Below are 14,803 nucleotides of genomic sequence, written 5' to 3'. Positions count from 1 at the left end.
CCAGATTAGGTGTTTTCCACCGGGATCTTACCGATCTTCGCCTGCCAGATTTTGGGGGCTGTGTTGTGGACGGAGATACCTGTAGAGTCGACAGCTACTGTAACCGGCATATCCTCCACTACGAACTCGTGAATGGCTTCCATTCCCAGATCCTCAAAGGCCACAACTCGGGACTTGCGAATGGCCTTGGATACCAGATAAGCGGCACCACCCACAGCCATCAGATACACAGCTTTATGGTCTTTGATTGACTGAATCGCAACCGGGCCACGCTCAGATTTACCAATCATGCCCAGCAGTCCGGTTTTGGCAAGCATGGTTTCAGTGAATTTATCCATTCGGGTGGCGGTAGTGGGGCCTGCCGGGCCCACCACTTCATCCCGCACTGGATCAACGGGGCCCACGTAATAGATGAACTTGCCTTTGAAATCCACCGGCAGTTTTTCACCTTTGTTCAGCATGTCCACCATACGCTTGTGAGCTGCATCGCGACCGGTGAGCATGGTGCCCGACAGCAACAAGGTGTCACCGGGCTGCCAGCTTTGCACTTCTTCCGGGGTCACTGTATCCAGATTCACACGTTTGGCAGTATCACCGCCGGACATGGAAATTTCAGGCCAGTCTTCCAGCTTCGGAACCGGCAACTCCGCAACACCTGAGCCATCCAATTCGAAGTGCACATGTCGGGTGGCGGCACAGTTGGGGATCATGGCTACCGGTAATGAGGCGGCATGAGTGGGGTAATCCCGGATTTTGACATCCACCACGGTGGTGAGGCCACCCAAGCCCTGAGCACCGATACCCAGTGCGTTGACCTTTTCAAACAGCTCCAGGCGCAGCTCTTCAACTCGGTTGCTGGGGCCTCGCTTCTTCAAATCGTGAATGTCGACCGGATCCATCAGAGACTCTTTTGCCAACACCATGGCTTTTTCGGCAGTACCGCCGATGCCGATGCCCAGCATACCCGGCGGACACCAACCAGCACCCATGGTGGGTACGGTTTTCAGCACCCAGTCCACAATGCTGTCGCTGGGATTCAGCATGACCATCTTGGATTTATTTTCGGAACCACCGCCTTTGGCTGCGATGTGTACATCCACCGTGTCGCCATCCACGATTTCATAGTGAATCACCGCAGGCGTGTTATCTTTGGTGTTTTTACGAGCACCAGCAGGATCCGACAGAATAGAGGCGCGCAGCACGTTATCGGGATGCAAATAGGCCTGACGCACCCCTTCGTTCACCATATCGGTGACGTTCATTTTGGCATCCCATTGCACGTTCATACCGACCTTCAGGAACACCGTTACGATCCCGGTATCCTGACAAATGGGGCGATGGCCTTCGGCGCACATACGGGAATTAATCAGAATCTGCGCCATGGCATCTTTGGCTGCAGGGGATTCTTCTGCCTCGTAGGCTTCATTAACGGCTTTTATGAAATCCGCGGGATGGTAGTAAGAAATGTATTGCAGGCTGTCTGCAATGCTCTGAATAAAATCGTCCTGGCGAATGACGGCCATGGCCTGTTCCTCTCTGAAGTCCAAATCAATAACCGGCGCATTCTAACCCAATTGCTTGGCTAATTCATCCGCCAGCTTTTTCGCACCCTTAGGGTGCATTTCCAGAAAACTCAACAACTTAGCATGAACCAGCGCAGGCTTCTCAAGATGACAGAAGTGCCCTGCCCCCATTAATCGATACAGTTCAGCACCCGCCATAAAATCGTTCTCACTCATGGCCAACTCAAACAGGCGACTGTCCATACAGCCATCATCGGAGCCGCTGATCATCAGGCAGGGTACCTGATAAGGCAGCTTTAGCGCTCGCCGCCCTTGCTGATGCTGACGGTGGAAGATACGGCCCAGACAACGGTAATACCCCAGCATCGCCCGCGTTACCGAGGGATCATCCAAGGCATCCAACACTGGTCGCACCAACGCCTCCGGCGCATCCCACCCCGGTGACCAACGTCGCCATAACATGCGCACGAATACACCATCGTTGAATTTTATAATTTGCTCAGGAATCAGCGGAAGCTGGAAGAAACCGATATACCAGGATTTCAGTATTTGGGATGGGCATTGCAGGATGGCCGCCCCTAAGTGTTTTAGAGGAGGAATAGCAATACTGGTAACGCTAAAGAAACGATGGGGATACATGGCAGCCGCCAGCCAAGCGGTGACTCCGCCCCAATCATGCCCAATCAGATGCGCTGACTCTTCACCCATGTGGTCCACCCAGCCCACCACATTCTTAGCCAAATCAGTAATATGATAGTTACCCTCAGGATCCACACTTGATTGTTCATAGCCCGGCATCACTGGCACTAACACCCTGTACCCAGCACCAACTAGAGCCGGCACCATTAAGTGGAAGGTGTTGGCCGTATCAGGAAAACCATGCAAACACACCACCAAAGGGCCGGAACCATCCCAGTAATAGGCGCTGGATGTTCTTTTTTCACAGACTTTTTTCACGATCTGGGGTTTAATCCCCTTGACTGACGTGAGCAGCGAAGCAAATGTAGGCATGAATACAGTAGCCTGTGTTGTGGATTGTGTATCACTGATTGATGGGTAGGTAAGTGAACTAACTCAATTATCAGCGACAGCTTACATAAGTGCCAGTAAAAACCCTCTTCCCAAGATATTTGTAGTGTGCAAAAATTGACCACCAGATCGGTTGACTGCGCAGTCGATACAGCGGCCGACGATATCGAAGGATTCAGTAACACCAGGAAGGACAGCACCGGATGAATGGTCCATTAAGAGTTCCGACAACCGAACGTACCCAGCATTTACTGCTGGACGCGGACAACCGTCGTCTCAGTAATGAGATTCGTGACCTGCCCTACGTGGATATTCCCTCAGCCCTGACCCTTGCGTTTAGACGCCTGCACACCTTCAATCGCTTTGCACTGGCACCCGCAAAGCGCCTGCAGATAGTCAGCCCCTTCCACTATGCGTTTGTGCGCTTTTTAGACTATTACCGTAATCAGCTTACCGGCAGCCTGTTTTCGAAAGACGTCAATTCCAACGAACTGGATAATCTTCTGGAATTCATTCAGGAGCTGGGCTTTGCCTATAAACACATCATCAAAGATGCCCTGGCCCGCCAAAAGCGTCCATCAGGGTTTGCCACGGTGTTGTATATGGCCATGCTGTATCAGTACTACTACGGCCTGTTTTCCTACAATCGTGGCCGCATGTTGAAGCGTTCCCACTGGCGTGAATTTCATTACCTGTACTTCCTGGCCTGCGACCTGCAACAGGAAGACAAGCCCGTTACCTGCCCGGAAGGTAAGCAAGGCACCGTATCCCATATGTACAAGCAATCCTTGTTGATGGGGTTGGCATCCCCCTATGCAATGAGCGCAGAAGACCAGTGGCGCACTTGCGACTACACCGCCCGCTTTGCCAGCCTGGTGGATCTGATGGAACCCGCGAACATCACCCAGCTCGGCGAATGCTATTTTGTTGAGCCCGAATGCCTGCAGCCGGCAAACATCCCTGGCAACCTGCCAGGCACCGTTACCGACACTCGGGTTTTAGATCTCTCGCGCCTGCTGGACACTCTGTATCGGCACCTTACCGCAATCAAATCCGGGGAATCTCTGCGCCTCACCGGTCTGCAAAATGTGCAGCGAAAACAAGCGGTGGAGCTGCTGGATAGTCTGTCTCAATGCTGGTCCAGAAACCCTCACCGCAGCGGTGAGCGTCATGATATTAATGAACAAATCGGTTTGGTGTGGGGGCTGGAAAACATCTGCACCATGCTGGACCCCACGCAACGCCGGATGGATGTGCTGCAAAACCGCAACTCCGGAAGTGAAAAACGAGCCTGGTCTCATGGGCGGGATGAAAGCACCACGGGTATTCGGGTGAAGCTGAACGGAGATCCCTCCCGCTTTCCTGAGGCAGGCCAGGTGGTGGCCATGATTCGCCAAATCAATGGCAAAAAAGTGCTCGAGGTGGGCTTGGTGCGCTGGGCTGCGATATCGCGAGAGGACGCGCCGGAATGCGGCATAGAACGACTACGAGGCAACGTAAAAAAAATCACCATCAGCAAACAGGATGAACAGGCCACCGATCGCAACGGGCTGTTAATTTTGCTGCGCAGCCGATCCAACTACATTACCACACGCATACTGGCACCAGCAGGCGCTCTGAAACTCGGCTCAGAAGTGTCTATCCTGGCGGTTGGCCACCATGAAGCAGCCACAGCGGATGTTCGCCAAATACAACAGCGTTCCCGACAGGTAGAAGTTTTCGACGTACAGGTTATTGAGAACTAGGCTCCACTGATTCCGAAGTGACATCGTACAGTTCAGCCAGAGGGATGTCCCAACCACTCAGGCAGGTATCCATACCATCCTTATAGAGCTTGTTCACCCTGCCTTGCCATCCCTCATTGCTTTGCAGATCCATCTTGATGGTGTCGCCAAAACAATCACGAAACAACTGCGCCAAGCTGTATTTGTGCAGATCCCGGGTCAGAGCGATTTCGCCCTCCCCATTGCGATGAATCAACTGCACATTGATAAGCGTATCCGTGTAGGCCTCCCACTCACGGTTTGAAACCCAAGGCATTTTCTGCAGCAACACTACCTCGTCGATCACCTCCCCCTTGCCCTGCAAGCGATACAGCGTCTCCAATACCGCCAGCAAATTCCCCAGGGATGACGTGGAACGCTTTTTATCCACTTGAAAACTGGTCATGGCCTGCACAATCTCAGCCCCCAGCAACATAATATTCCACGACACCAATACCCAGATCAGAAAGATCGGCACGGCGGCAAACGCACCGTACACCAAATGGTAGGTGGGGAACATGCTGACAAACAGCGTCATACCCCGGCGTGCCAAATCAAACAATATGGCCGCCACCAGACCGCCCAGCAAACCATGCCGTATCGGCACTCGGGTATTAGGAATCGCCACATAGGCGAGCGAGAAGGCCAAACCGCTCATCAGAATCGGCAGCAGACTGAGCACAAATGTCTGCGTGCCAGCCAACGGCACCATGTCGTATATCATCTTTAAAGACGCCAGATACGACGACACCGCGAACGCGCCCCCCATCATCACCGGCCCCAGGCTTAACAACGCCCAGTACAGCAAAAAACCATTCACCCCTTTGCGGGCCTCTGTTATGTGCCAAATGGTGTTAAAGGAATTCTCGATTTTGCGCAACATCAACACCGACGTCACAAACAGCATGATCACGCCGATACTGGTGAGGTTTGAAGCCTGCTGCGCAAATCCGTGCAGGTGCTCCTGCAACTGAGACCCGGTGGCAGGTACAAAATGCTCAAACATAAAGTTCTGCATCTTGCTTTCCATCCCCTTTAACTCGGGGATTAACGCCAGAATGGAGTACACCACCGTCATCACCGGCACCACCGCAAACAGTGAGGTAAAAGCCAAATAGAATGCAGACCGACCATTACCGTGGTGAAGAAAGGACTTAGCCACGTACACAACAAAGGCAACTGGGGGTAACTTTATAAATTGCTTGTAGGCATCAAACAGTGCGTCCAAACTCTTTCCTTCAATTCAGATTGGGTGATTAAGGGGCCATTACCCTATACAATAGCCCAACATATACATCATCAAACACAAGCATACCATACAGCCATGACCAAAATTTATCACAACCCACGCTGCTCCAAATCCCGTGAAACACTCCAGCTACTGAAAGACCAAGGTATTGAGCCAGAAGTGGTGCTGTATCTGGAAACGCCACCGGATGCCAAAACCATCGCAACCCTTCTTAAGCAGCTTGGCCTGAAACCCCGCGAATTGATGCGTACCAAAGAAGCGGAATACAAGGAACAGGGGCTGAACAACCCGGATCTGAGCGACGACCAGCTGATCAAAGCCATGGTCAGCACGCCAAAACTGATTGAGCGCCCCATTGTTGTGAATGGCGATAAGGCCGCCCTGGGCCGTCCGCCGGAACAGGTTCTGGAGATCCTGTGAGCTGTCGTATATTGATCCTTTATTACAGCCGTAACGGCCATACTCGAGACATGGCAAAAGCCATCGCCCGAGGTGTCGAGCAGCATCACGGGGCCGAAGCCGTATTGCGCACCGTGCCCCCGGTGTCCAGTGAAACGGAAGCCAGCAAGCCCGCCATTCCCGTCAGTGGAGACATCTATGCCGACATGGACGATCTGGAGAACTGCGATGGCCTGATTCTCGGCTCACCCACGCGGTTTGGCAATATGGCGGCACCACTGAAGTACTTTCTGGACAGCACCAGCGCCCTGTGGATGAAAGGTGCCCTGGTGGACAAGCCAGCCTCCGCATTCACCTCCACCAGTAGCTTGCACGGCGGACAGGAGTCCACATTGCTCTCGATGCTGCTGCCGCTGTTGCATCACGGCATGATATACGCAGGCATACCCTACAGCGAACCGGGCCTGACCAAAACCAAAGCCGGCGGCACCCCTTATGGTGCCAGCCATTGGGCCGGAGCAGACAACAGCCGAACGCTGGATGAACACGAAACCGCTCTGTGTCAGGCACAGGGCTTACGAGTTGCCAAACTGGCCAGCAAACTGAAGTGAAGCCGTATACATATGACTGAAGCCCTGACCAAAAAAGCCGAACTGGCGCGCACCATGACCCTGGCAACACTGGCCAACCTGATTGTACTGTTCGTGGTATGGCGAGCCATCGTGCTTCCGGCCGAGCACGCCATGACCATTATTGCTATCCATGCGATTCCGTTAATGCTGTTTCTACCGGGCCTGCTGGCGCGCAAGCCCAAAGTATTTATCTGGCTTTGCTTCGTTATTTTGCTCTATTTCTGTCAAGGTATTATGAGCGCCTTCGCATTACCCTCCACGTTGGGAATACTGGGTGCGCTTGAATCAATACTCACCACTTGGCTGTTTTGCGCGGCGATGATGGCTGCACGCTATTACGCTCGCCTGGAAAATATAAGTTAACTGAATCACATGCTGGATACTTACCGGAAACTGGAAACACCGGAAAACATCGATCTGGACATTCAGGTCGCAGGACCATTGGTACGCTGTCTGGCGTTTACCATCGACAGCCTGATTCGAACCGCTGTGCAGATCGCACTGCTGATCGCCCTGACACTGCTGGGAAAAGTGGGCATGGCCCTATGGCTGATATCCACCTTTGTACTTGAGTGGTTCTATCCAGTGTTGTTCGAGGTATTGAATAACGGGCAGACTCCAGGCAAAAAAGCCATGGGCATTGCCGTCGTCAACGACGACAGTACCCCGGTGAGCTGGTCGGCCTCCATTGTTCGCAACTTCCTCCGCATTGTTGATTTTCTACCCATTGGCTATATCGCAGGCCTGATCAGCATGATTATGAATCAGGATTTCAAACGCATTGGAGATCTGGCAGCAGGCACAATTGTGATTTTTCGGGAAAAGCAGCAGACGGCCCCCCAATGGCCCGCCAGCGACAGCGCCCCGCCACCGGTAGCGCTGAATCTGAAGCAACAGCGGGCGATTCTGTCGTTTGTGGAACGTCGCAACACCCTTACCCAGGAGCGACAGGAAGAACTGGCCAACCATCTGCAACCAGTGTTTCATCACAACAATCAGGAAGCGGTCGACCATATCCTGCGGGTTGCCACTTGGTTACGGGGTGGACGATGAAACAAGAGCTGTTCGAAAATCACTTTCGGCCAATTTGGCAAGCATTTGAAACCACACTGGACGAGTTGGAACAGTTCAAACAGCTGAGAAAGAAAGCCAATGTCACCGGTTTTGCAGATCAGTATCGACAGGTGTGCCACCATCTAGCACTGGCACAAGAGCGGCAATACAGCCCCTACCTGATCGATCGACTCAACCAACTGGCCCTGCGCGGACACCAACAGCTTTATCAAAGCCACAATAATATTCTGTATAACATCGTGCACTTCATTCTGGTGGGCTTCCCCGCCACAGTGCGTCGTGAATTTACCTTTATATGGGCGTCCAGTTTACTGTTTTTTGGCTCACTGCTGATCATGGCCGCCCTGACCTATTACGATCCAAGCCTGATTTATAGCGTGTACCCAGAAGGCGCTGTGCGTGATTTCACCGAGATGTATGACCCTGCAAACAAGGCTTTCATGCAGGAACAAAGGAGCGCAGCGGACGACTTCAGCATGTTCGGCTTTTATATCAAGAACAACATTGGCATTGGCTTTCAGACTTTCGCCAGCGGCTTTGTCTTAGGCATCGGTGCCCTGTTTAATCTGTTGTACAACGGCATCGTACTGGGTGCTGTTATGGGCTACCTCACCGATATGGGCTTCACCGATACCTTTTTTCCGTTTGTTATCGGCCATGGTGCGTTTGAACTTACCGGTATTGCCATTGCCGGTGCTGCAGGCCTCAAACTGGGGTATGGGTTACTGTGCCCCGGCAGACTCACTCGCAAGCAATCCCTCATCAAAGCCGCGCGCGAAGCCATGTCGCTGGTGTATGGCGTCTTCTTCCTGCTGCTGATTGCTGCATTTGTGGAAGCGTTCTGGTCTTCCAGCAGCTATCTGTCCAACTCCGCAAAATACATAGCCGGAGGCAGCTTCTGGCTGCTGGTGTTGTCTTATCTCAGCCTCGGCTATACCGGCCTCAACCGAGGAGCGCACCGTGGATCTGAGTAAAATCAGCGTGCAGGTGCGCCCTCGCAATCCTTACGAAGCCGTAGACCTGGGCTTTGTCATGGCCCGCCAATGGTTAAAACCGCTTCTTTTGCTGTGGCTGATTCCTGCACTGCCGGTGATCTGCCTGAGCTACGCCCTTTTCTTCAATCAACCGCTCTGGTCACTGTTGCTGATCTGGTGGCTAAAACCGCTATTTGAGTCCATTCAACTGCGCTACATATCCGAAAAGCTATTTGACGACAATGCTCGCTGGCAGGACACGCTGAAACAGACTTTTAACATCGCGCTGCACCAATGGTTTTCCAAACTGGTACTGCAACGCTTATCCCTTTCACGATCACTCAATATGCCCGTCGGTGAATTGGAGCAATTGCACGGCCAGCGACGCAGCCAACGGCTTGCCACCTTACACCGAGGCGCAGGTTCATCCGGCTTATGGCTGACCGTGGTAGGCAACAGCCTCGAAAGCCTCTTTATCATCGCGATTTTCAGTCTGGCCTGGATGTTCATACCCATGGAAATGGATATCGATTTTGACCTTGATATGCTGCTATCCAGCCCCATGCTGTTCCCCACCATAACCTGGGCTGGTTTTGTTGCCATGGCACTGGCATCACCATTTTATGTTTGCGGTGGGTTTATGCTGTACATCAATCGCCGCACCTGGCTTGAAGCCTGGGATATCGAGCTCACGTTCCGCCAGTTAAGCAATGATCACCTGGCCAAAGGCAGCAAAGCGATCGGCCTTGTGTTGGCTGCCTTTCTCACGCTATCGCTGACAACTGCACCGCAACCGGCCCAGGCAGAACTTTCCCGTGATGAAACCCAGCAGATGATTTTTGACATCCTGGAGGGAGACGAATTTCATCAAATGCGGGAGGATGCGGGTTGGCGCTGGAAAGACACACCGACGCCAGAAGCAGACGAAGACATGGAAAGCTTCTGGAGCAAATTGGGCAAGTGGGTGGTCGATTTTCTGGAAGGCACCCAATTTCTGGGGGATATAAGCCCCTACGCCACGATGATTATCAGCGTGCTGGAAGTACTCATGTGGGGGTTGGTAATCGCCGTTTTTGCATACCTCATCTACCGCTTCCGTCACCTGCGTGTACCTAACATTAACGCTAGCCGTAAGGAACACCCGGCACCGCCAAGCCATCTATTCGGGCTGGAACTGAATCAGGACACTTTGCCAGCGGATGTGATTGCTGCAGCCCAGTCGCTGTGGCAACAGCAACAGTTTCGCCAGGCATTGAGCCTGCTCTACAGGGCTGCGCTCACCTTCCTCGTTCATGAACGGCACCTGCCCCTTAATAGCAGCCATACCGAACAGGAATGCTTGCGACTTTGCCTGCAACAGGAACCGCAACAGCGTGGGCATTTTTTCCAGCGCCTCACCGGGCATTGGATCAACCTAGCCTATGCGCACAACCACATCAGCGACGATGAGTTTGCCAATCTCTGCTCCACCTGGCCCAGCTTTTTTGATGATTCCAGTACCGGGGGCTCATCTTCATGAATAAGCGCAGCCTGGCCATCATCGCTGTAGCACTGCTGATCCTAGGCGCGGGTATAGCTTGGATAGCCTCAAACATTGAACGTTACACCCGTCACGTGGATGACGGGGCCACCGTCGATGTTATCCTCAACCCTTGGTACGCGGCGCAAGCTCTGCTAGATCAGCAGCAAAAGGAATCTCATCGCTCTTTCAACCTGCATCCGGTATTAGAAAAACTAAAGCCCTACGACGCACTGGTACTGTTTAACTCCAGCACCATCGGGAATCCTGCCACCCGGCAAAAACTGATGGACTGGATGCACGGTGGCGGCCACCTTATCGTCACCGCCCAGGAAGAATGGGATTTCGATTCAGAATCCGCAGACCCTTTCCTCGACAGCTTTGGCATACGTTTCTATTACCAGGAAGAAGAGTACGATGATGATTACGAAGAAGAATATCCAGAAGACGCAGCATTCGACGAAATGCCTGAAAGCGTTAACGAATCTGCCGCCCTAGAATCCACCGACACTGAATCTGTAACTGAACAGACAGAAGAGTCGGAGGCAGGCCAAAGCTGCGCATTTATCGACTACGACGATTTGTTTGAGGTGACTTGGAACCAAGACATTCTGCTGATCGAATCGCTGGGTGGCTATACACTGGACGACGAATATGACGAAGCCATTCGCACTGGCGAAAGCTGGCCCAATGCACTTTTGCAATATCAGGTTGGAGCCGGAAAGCTCACTGTATTGATGGATCCCACCATCTGGCATAACGACCGCATCGGTGACTACGATCATGCCTTTCTACTGTGGCAACTGGTCAAGCAGGACGACATCATCTGGTTTGTCAGCAGCAACGAAAGCGAAAACCTCTTGGGTATTCTCTGGCGTACTGCACCTTATCTACTAATTGGTTTGGGCTTTACGATTCTGATCTGGGGATGGCGGCGCTGGGTGCGCTTTGGCCCACTGATTCCAGAACCCAGCAATGAGCACCGACAATGGTTGGAACACATAGAAGCCGCTACCCGCTTTGATTGGAATCACCATCAGGGTCAAACCATGGTGGATCAACTACGCCAGGATATTCAGCAGATAATGAGCCGACACCACAATCTGTCCTACTCACAAAATCAGGCCGAATGGCTCGAGCTGCTGACCCAGCGCTGCAAACTCAACCAACAGCAGATACAAGAATCCATGACCCAGCCGTCCCCTCATCGGGAGCACCCCTGGATGGAACTGATTTCGCAATTACAAATCATAAGGAACGCACTATGACGGAGCCAACCCAGTCAATCACACTCAATGATGCCATCCAGCTGGTACAGCGCATGCGCGAGCAGATTGCACGGGTGGTGGTTGGGCAACAACAGGTTATCGATCAGGTGTTGATCGCCATGCTTGCCTCCGGCCACGTACTGGTAGAAGGCGTACCTGGCCTGGGCAAAACACTGCTGGTAAAAGCCCTCGCCAAATGCTTTCACGGGCAGTTTGGCCGCATCCAGTTCACACCGGATCTAATGCCCTCTGATGTCACCGGCCACGCGCTCTACGACATGAAAACCGAACAGTTTAAAATCCGTAAAGGGCCTGCCTTCTGCAACCTGCTGCTGGCGGATGAAATCAATCGCGCCCCGGCCAAGACCCAATCCGCCCTGCTGGAAGTCATGCAAGAAAAGCAAATCACCATCGAAGGCAAGCCCTTCCCTGCACTTTCCCCCTTCATGGTGCTGGCTACCCAGAACCCCATCGAGCAGGAAGGCACCTACCCGCTGCCAGAAGCAGAACTGGATCGATTTATGCTGAAAGTGCTGATCGATTACCCCAATGAAGACGAAGAGCAGAACCTAGTGAAACAGGTTACCACCGGACAAGTGCAAGATACCCTGAGCGTATCCGCCATCGAACCGGTAGTGAATGCCTCCGACATTCCTAAACTCCAGCAGGTCACCGCCAACATCCAGGTGGATGATGCCGTGTTCGACTACGCCGTACGCATAGCTCGCAGTTCACGCCAATGGCACAGCTTTGCCCACGGAGCAGGCCCACGAGCCAGCATTGCCCTGATCCGCGCCGCCCGTGCCAATGCACTGTTACAGGGCAACCACTTTGTGACGCCGGATGACGTAAAAGTCATGGCCCTGCCGGTTATGCGGCACCGTGTGGCACTGACCGCTGAAATGGAAATCGAAGGATTGCAAGTGGATCAGGCTCTGCAGCAGTTGCTGCAGGAAGTCGAAGCACCCCGGCTGTAACCCATGAGACCGACACATCGACTATTCTGGTTTGCCTGTGGTTGGGCCCTGATGGGGTTTGCAGCCGCACTGAGCATGTGGCTGCCTAAAGAGATAATGCCTACTGACTGGGACGCGGTTGCGTGGCAACATCAGATTGAGCGCATCTGGCAAATATCAGGGGCCACCCTCGCCTTCCTGCTAATATTCGATACGGTGGCGTTACTGCGCATGGTGCCCCCTAGCGTGCTGCGTCAGCACAGTGAATCTCTGGCGCTGGGGGTATGGTCAGACGTTGAACTTCGGCTGCTTCACCGCTATCGCCGAGCGGTCAGGCTCGAAGTGTTCGACCACCATCCCTCCCACTGCGAGGCTGAACACGCCCATCAAAAAGGTCTACTGATCCCCAGACAAGGTACAGAGTTCCGCTACCGGGTAAGAGCTAAAGAACGGGGCAATCATCACTTCGGCAGCACAGATCTACTGTTGCACTCTCCCTTGGGGTTCTGGCAGCGTCGCCTGCTGGTGGGCGAACCCAGCAGCGTCAAAGTATTCCCCAACTTCGCCGCCGTCTCCAACTACGCCATGATGTCCATGGAACAACAGTCAGCCCAACTGGGTATCCGCTTACAACAGCGCCGCGGAGAAGGCATGGAGTTCCAACAACTGCGAGAATTCCGCCAAGGGGACAGCCTGCGCCAGATCGACTGGAACGCCACCGCGCGCCAGCGCAAGCTAATATCCAAAGAATATCAGGATGAAAAAGATCAGCAGATCCTGTTTCTGATCGATTGTGGTCGCCGTATGCGCTCAAAGGACGGCGACCACAGCCACCTTGATCACGCCTTGAACGCGATGTTACTGATGAGTTATGCCGCCCTCAAACAGGGCGACGCTGTCGGTTTGATGAGCTTTGGGGGTGACGAGCGCTGGCTAAAACCGGTAAAAGGCGTAGCCAACCTCTCCAAAATACTCAATTGCGTCTACGACATAAGCCCCAGCACCCGCGCCAGCGACTACAACAGCGCCATTCGATCCATTATGACCCGACATAACAAACGGGCCTTGGTCGTTGTGCTCTCCAACATACGGGATGAAAATGCCGACGACCTGAAGCCGGCCCTGTCCCTGCTGCAGAAAAAGCACCTGGTCATGGTCGCCAACCTGGAAGAACCTGAGCTACACGATCTTTTAGACAAACCTATCAATGGCTTCCAGGACGCCCTGCGTTACACCGGCACCAAGCTGTATATGGAGCGTCGGCACGCCATTACCAAAGAATTCAATCATTCCGGGCTACACACGGTGAACAGCACCCCAAAAATGATGCCCGTGGCACTGATTAACAAGTATTTCGAAGTAAAACGAGAAGGATTGCTGTAGACAGTAATATTTCTAATGTGCATTTTTACGTTTTACAAATTCCACCTAATTAGCCACTATATATCAACAATACACATTCCCATTCGCCATTTGCTTTCATCGGACCAAACCCATGAACCTGGTTATCAAGCCCGCTCTAACAGCGATAGCGCTTCCACTTGCCCTTTGTATCTCGTTGCTGCAAGGCTGCGCCTACAACACACCGTCGTCAGCTCAACCGGCGCTGGACACCCCAGCGGAGCCCGCGGTAGACGAACACGCCAGCGCGCCCGAAGCGAAACCCACCGCCGAGATCACACCAGAGCCCAAAGCCATCCCCTTTGAGGAAGTACTCAAACAGGATCAGGCTGCCCAGAACAACGCGGCAACACCGCCCCAGGCACCAGCCCCCAAAACAGTCGCACCGAAAAAAGAAAAGCTGCCACTTAACCCAAGCACGCCATTACGTGCCCCTTCACGCCCACCACAGACAGCGTCAGTACCCAAAGCACAGACCCCAGCAGTGAAACCAGCCATAACAACCAAGCCCAATGTCGAAACTGAACAACCGGCCCCTGCTCCAGCCCCCACTGCGCCACTTGAATTCACCTTGGATCAACTGCCCATAACCATACAAAATACATGGCTACTCTCCAGCAACCAAACTGACTGCGAACTCAGAACGATCCCGGTCAAAATGGAAGACGGTGCCGGCAAGACCATCCTGTTTCTACAACTAACCCAAGCCAACTGGATGATTCATACCAAATCGGACATCGATCTAAGCTACAAAGATACCGGCCTGTTCCTTGATAACGGCACCCACATCCAATTGGAAACCTTGGTAAAAGACACTAATATCACCATTTCCAAAAAGAAAAAAACCCTCACTGATGCACTTATGACAGCTGACAACGTCAAGGTAGTCTTAGGCTTCTGGCCAACTTGGCCTGTGTCCGAAGCCCGAACGCACACTCTCTCTGTTGCTCACTTTCCCCAGGCCTTTGCCACATGGAAGACCTGCAATCAACTCGTTGGCGCACGCTAGATAACAC

14 protein-coding genes are annotated in these 14,803 nt (G+C 53.0%); 11 read left to right on the top strand and 3 right to left on the bottom strand.

The features are described from left to right. Nucleotides 1-5 precede the first annotated feature (5 nt). Nucleotides 6-1,523: a fumarate hydratase gene (locus Kalk_RS19895; RefSeq protein WP_101895920.1), complete on the bottom strand. Its 1,518-nt coding sequence runs from the start codon at nucleotides 1,521-1,523 to the stop codon at nucleotides 6-8. Between the two features lie 42 nt (nucleotides 1,524-1,565). Continuing rightward, nucleotides 1,566-2,534, bottom strand: a complete 969-nt coding sequence (locus Kalk_RS19890; RefSeq protein ID WP_101895919.1) for an alpha/beta fold hydrolase — start codon at nucleotides 2,532-2,534, stop codon at nucleotides 1,566-1,568. Nucleotides 2,535-2,755: 221 nt separating this feature from the next. On the opposite strand from Kalk_RS19890, the gene Kalk_RS19885 reads away from it, so the two are divergent. Continuing rightward, the gene (locus tag Kalk_RS19885) at nucleotides 2,756-4,297 is read left to right on the top strand and encodes a hypothetical protein (RefSeq protein ID WP_101895918.1); all 1,542 of its coding nucleotides are present in this window, start codon (nucleotides 2,756-2,758) and stop codon (nucleotides 4,295-4,297) included. Here the strand turns inward: Kalk_RS19885 and Kalk_RS19880 are convergent. Then, complete coding sequence (locus tag Kalk_RS19880) at nucleotides 4,284-5,543, bottom strand: YihY family inner membrane protein (protein WP_158643610.1); 1,260 nt, start codon at nucleotides 5,541-5,543, stop codon at nucleotides 4,284-4,286. The two genes, Kalk_RS19885 and Kalk_RS19880, sit on opposite strands and share 14 nt — an antisense overlap. 96 nt (nucleotides 5,544-5,639) lie before the next feature. Here Kalk_RS19880 and arsC point away from each other — a divergent pair, with 96 nt between their 5' ends. The 10 genes from arsC to Kalk_RS19830 all read left to right on the top strand — a co-directional run bounded on the left by arsC (nucleotide 5,640) and on the right by Kalk_RS19830 (nucleotide 14,796). Then, nucleotides 5,640-5,984, top strand: a complete 345-nt coding sequence (arsC, locus tag Kalk_RS19875; protein WP_101895916.1) for an arsenate reductase (glutaredoxin) — start codon at nucleotides 5,640-5,642, stop codon at nucleotides 5,982-5,984. Further along, a complete protein-coding gene (gene wrbA, locus Kalk_RS19870; protein WP_199767972.1) occupies nucleotides 5,981-6,574 on the top strand; it encodes an NAD(P)H:quinone oxidoreductase in 594 nt (197 codons plus the stop codon). The genes arsC and wrbA overlap by 4 nt, the downstream gene beginning before the upstream one ends. 12 nt (nucleotides 6,575-6,586) lie before the next feature. Continuing rightward, nucleotides 6,587-6,958, top strand: a complete 372-nt coding sequence (locus tag Kalk_RS19865; protein WP_101895915.1) for a DUF2069 domain-containing protein — start codon at nucleotides 6,587-6,589, stop codon at nucleotides 6,956-6,958. A gap of 9 nt (nucleotides 6,959-6,967) precedes the next feature. After that, nucleotides 6,968-7,648, top strand: coding sequence for an RDD family protein (locus tag Kalk_RS19860; RefSeq protein WP_101895914.1), 681 nt, complete (start codon nucleotides 6,968-6,970; stop codon nucleotides 7,646-7,648). Continuing rightward, the gene (locus Kalk_RS19855; RefSeq protein WP_101895913.1) at nucleotides 7,645-8,643 is read left to right on the top strand and encodes a stage II sporulation protein M; all 999 of its coding nucleotides are present in this window, start codon (nucleotides 7,645-7,647) and stop codon (nucleotides 8,641-8,643) included. The genes Kalk_RS19860 and Kalk_RS19855 overlap by 4 nt, the downstream gene beginning before the upstream one ends. Continuing rightward, complete coding sequence (locus Kalk_RS19850) at nucleotides 8,630-10,162, top strand: DUF4129 domain-containing protein (protein ID WP_101895912.1); 1,533 nt, start codon at nucleotides 8,630-8,632, stop codon at nucleotides 10,160-10,162. Before Kalk_RS19855 ends, Kalk_RS19850 begins: the two co-directional genes overlap by 14 nt. Then, nucleotides 10,159-11,430, top strand: coding sequence for a DUF4350 domain-containing protein (locus Kalk_RS19845; RefSeq protein ID WP_101895911.1), 1,272 nt, complete (start codon nucleotides 10,159-10,161; stop codon nucleotides 11,428-11,430). Before Kalk_RS19850 ends, Kalk_RS19845 begins: the two co-directional genes overlap by 4 nt. Beyond that, nucleotides 11,427-12,407, top strand: a complete 981-nt coding sequence (locus Kalk_RS19840; RefSeq protein WP_101895910.1) for an AAA family ATPase — start codon at nucleotides 11,427-11,429, stop codon at nucleotides 12,405-12,407. Before Kalk_RS19845 ends, Kalk_RS19840 begins: the two co-directional genes overlap by 4 nt. 3 nt (nucleotides 12,408-12,410) lie before the next feature. Then, nucleotides 12,411-13,769, top strand: a complete 1,359-nt coding sequence (locus Kalk_RS19835) for a DUF58 domain-containing protein (RefSeq protein ID WP_101895909.1) — start codon at nucleotides 12,411-12,413, stop codon at nucleotides 13,767-13,769. 112 nt (nucleotides 13,770-13,881) lie between these two features. Further along, nucleotides 13,882-14,796, top strand: coding sequence for a hypothetical protein (locus Kalk_RS19830; protein ID WP_101895908.1), 915 nt, complete (start codon nucleotides 13,882-13,884; stop codon nucleotides 14,794-14,796). Nucleotides 14,797-14,803: the final 7 nt, after the last annotated feature.

The organism is Ketobacter alkanivorans (assembly GCF_002863865.1).
In the GTDB taxonomy this organism is placed as follows: domain Bacteria; phylum Pseudomonadota; class Gammaproteobacteria; order Pseudomonadales; family Ketobacteraceae; genus Ketobacter; species Ketobacter alkanivorans.
The sequence above is the reverse complement of the archived record's forward strand: the minus strand, read 5'-3'. Positions and strand labels throughout refer to the sequence as shown.

What these genes read in the sequence shown, in the direction of transcription:
- Kalk_RS19895 (WP_101895920.1), bottom strand. Translation starts at nt 1,523, where the DNA reads ATGGCCGTCATTCGCCAGGACGATTTTATTCAGAGCATTGCAGACAGC.
- Kalk_RS19890 (WP_101895919.1), bottom strand. Translation starts at nt 2,534, where the DNA reads ATGCCTACATTTGCTTCGCTGCTCACGTCAGTCAAGGGGATTAAACCC.
- Kalk_RS19885 (WP_101895918.1), top strand. Translation starts at nt 2,756, where the DNA reads ATGAATGGTCCATTAAGAGTTCCGACAACCGAACGTACCCAGCATTTA.
- arsC (WP_101895916.1), top strand. Translation starts at nt 5,640, where the DNA reads ATGACCAAAATTTATCACAACCCACGCTGCTCCAAATCCCGTGAAACA.
- Kalk_RS19865 (WP_101895915.1), top strand. Translation starts at nt 6,587, where the DNA reads ATGACTGAAGCCCTGACCAAAAAAGCCGAACTGGCGCGCACCATGACC.
- Kalk_RS19860 (WP_101895914.1), top strand. Translation starts at nt 6,968, where the DNA reads ATGCTGGATACTTACCGGAAACTGGAAACACCGGAAAACATCGATCTG.
- Kalk_RS19855 (WP_101895913.1), top strand. Translation starts at nt 7,645, where the DNA reads ATGAAACAAGAGCTGTTCGAAAATCACTTTCGGCCAATTTGGCAAGCA.
- Kalk_RS19845 (WP_101895911.1), top strand. Translation starts at nt 10,159, where the DNA reads ATGAATAAGCGCAGCCTGGCCATCATCGCTGTAGCACTGCTGATCCTA.
- Kalk_RS19840 (WP_101895910.1), top strand. Translation starts at nt 11,427, where the DNA reads ATGACGGAGCCAACCCAGTCAATCACACTCAATGATGCCATCCAGCTG.
- Kalk_RS19835 (WP_101895909.1), top strand. Translation starts at nt 12,411, where the DNA reads ATGAGACCGACACATCGACTATTCTGGTTTGCCTGTGGTTGGGCCCTG.
- Kalk_RS19830 (WP_101895908.1), top strand. Translation starts at nt 13,882, where the DNA reads ATGAACCTGGTTATCAAGCCCGCTCTAACAGCGATAGCGCTTCCACTT.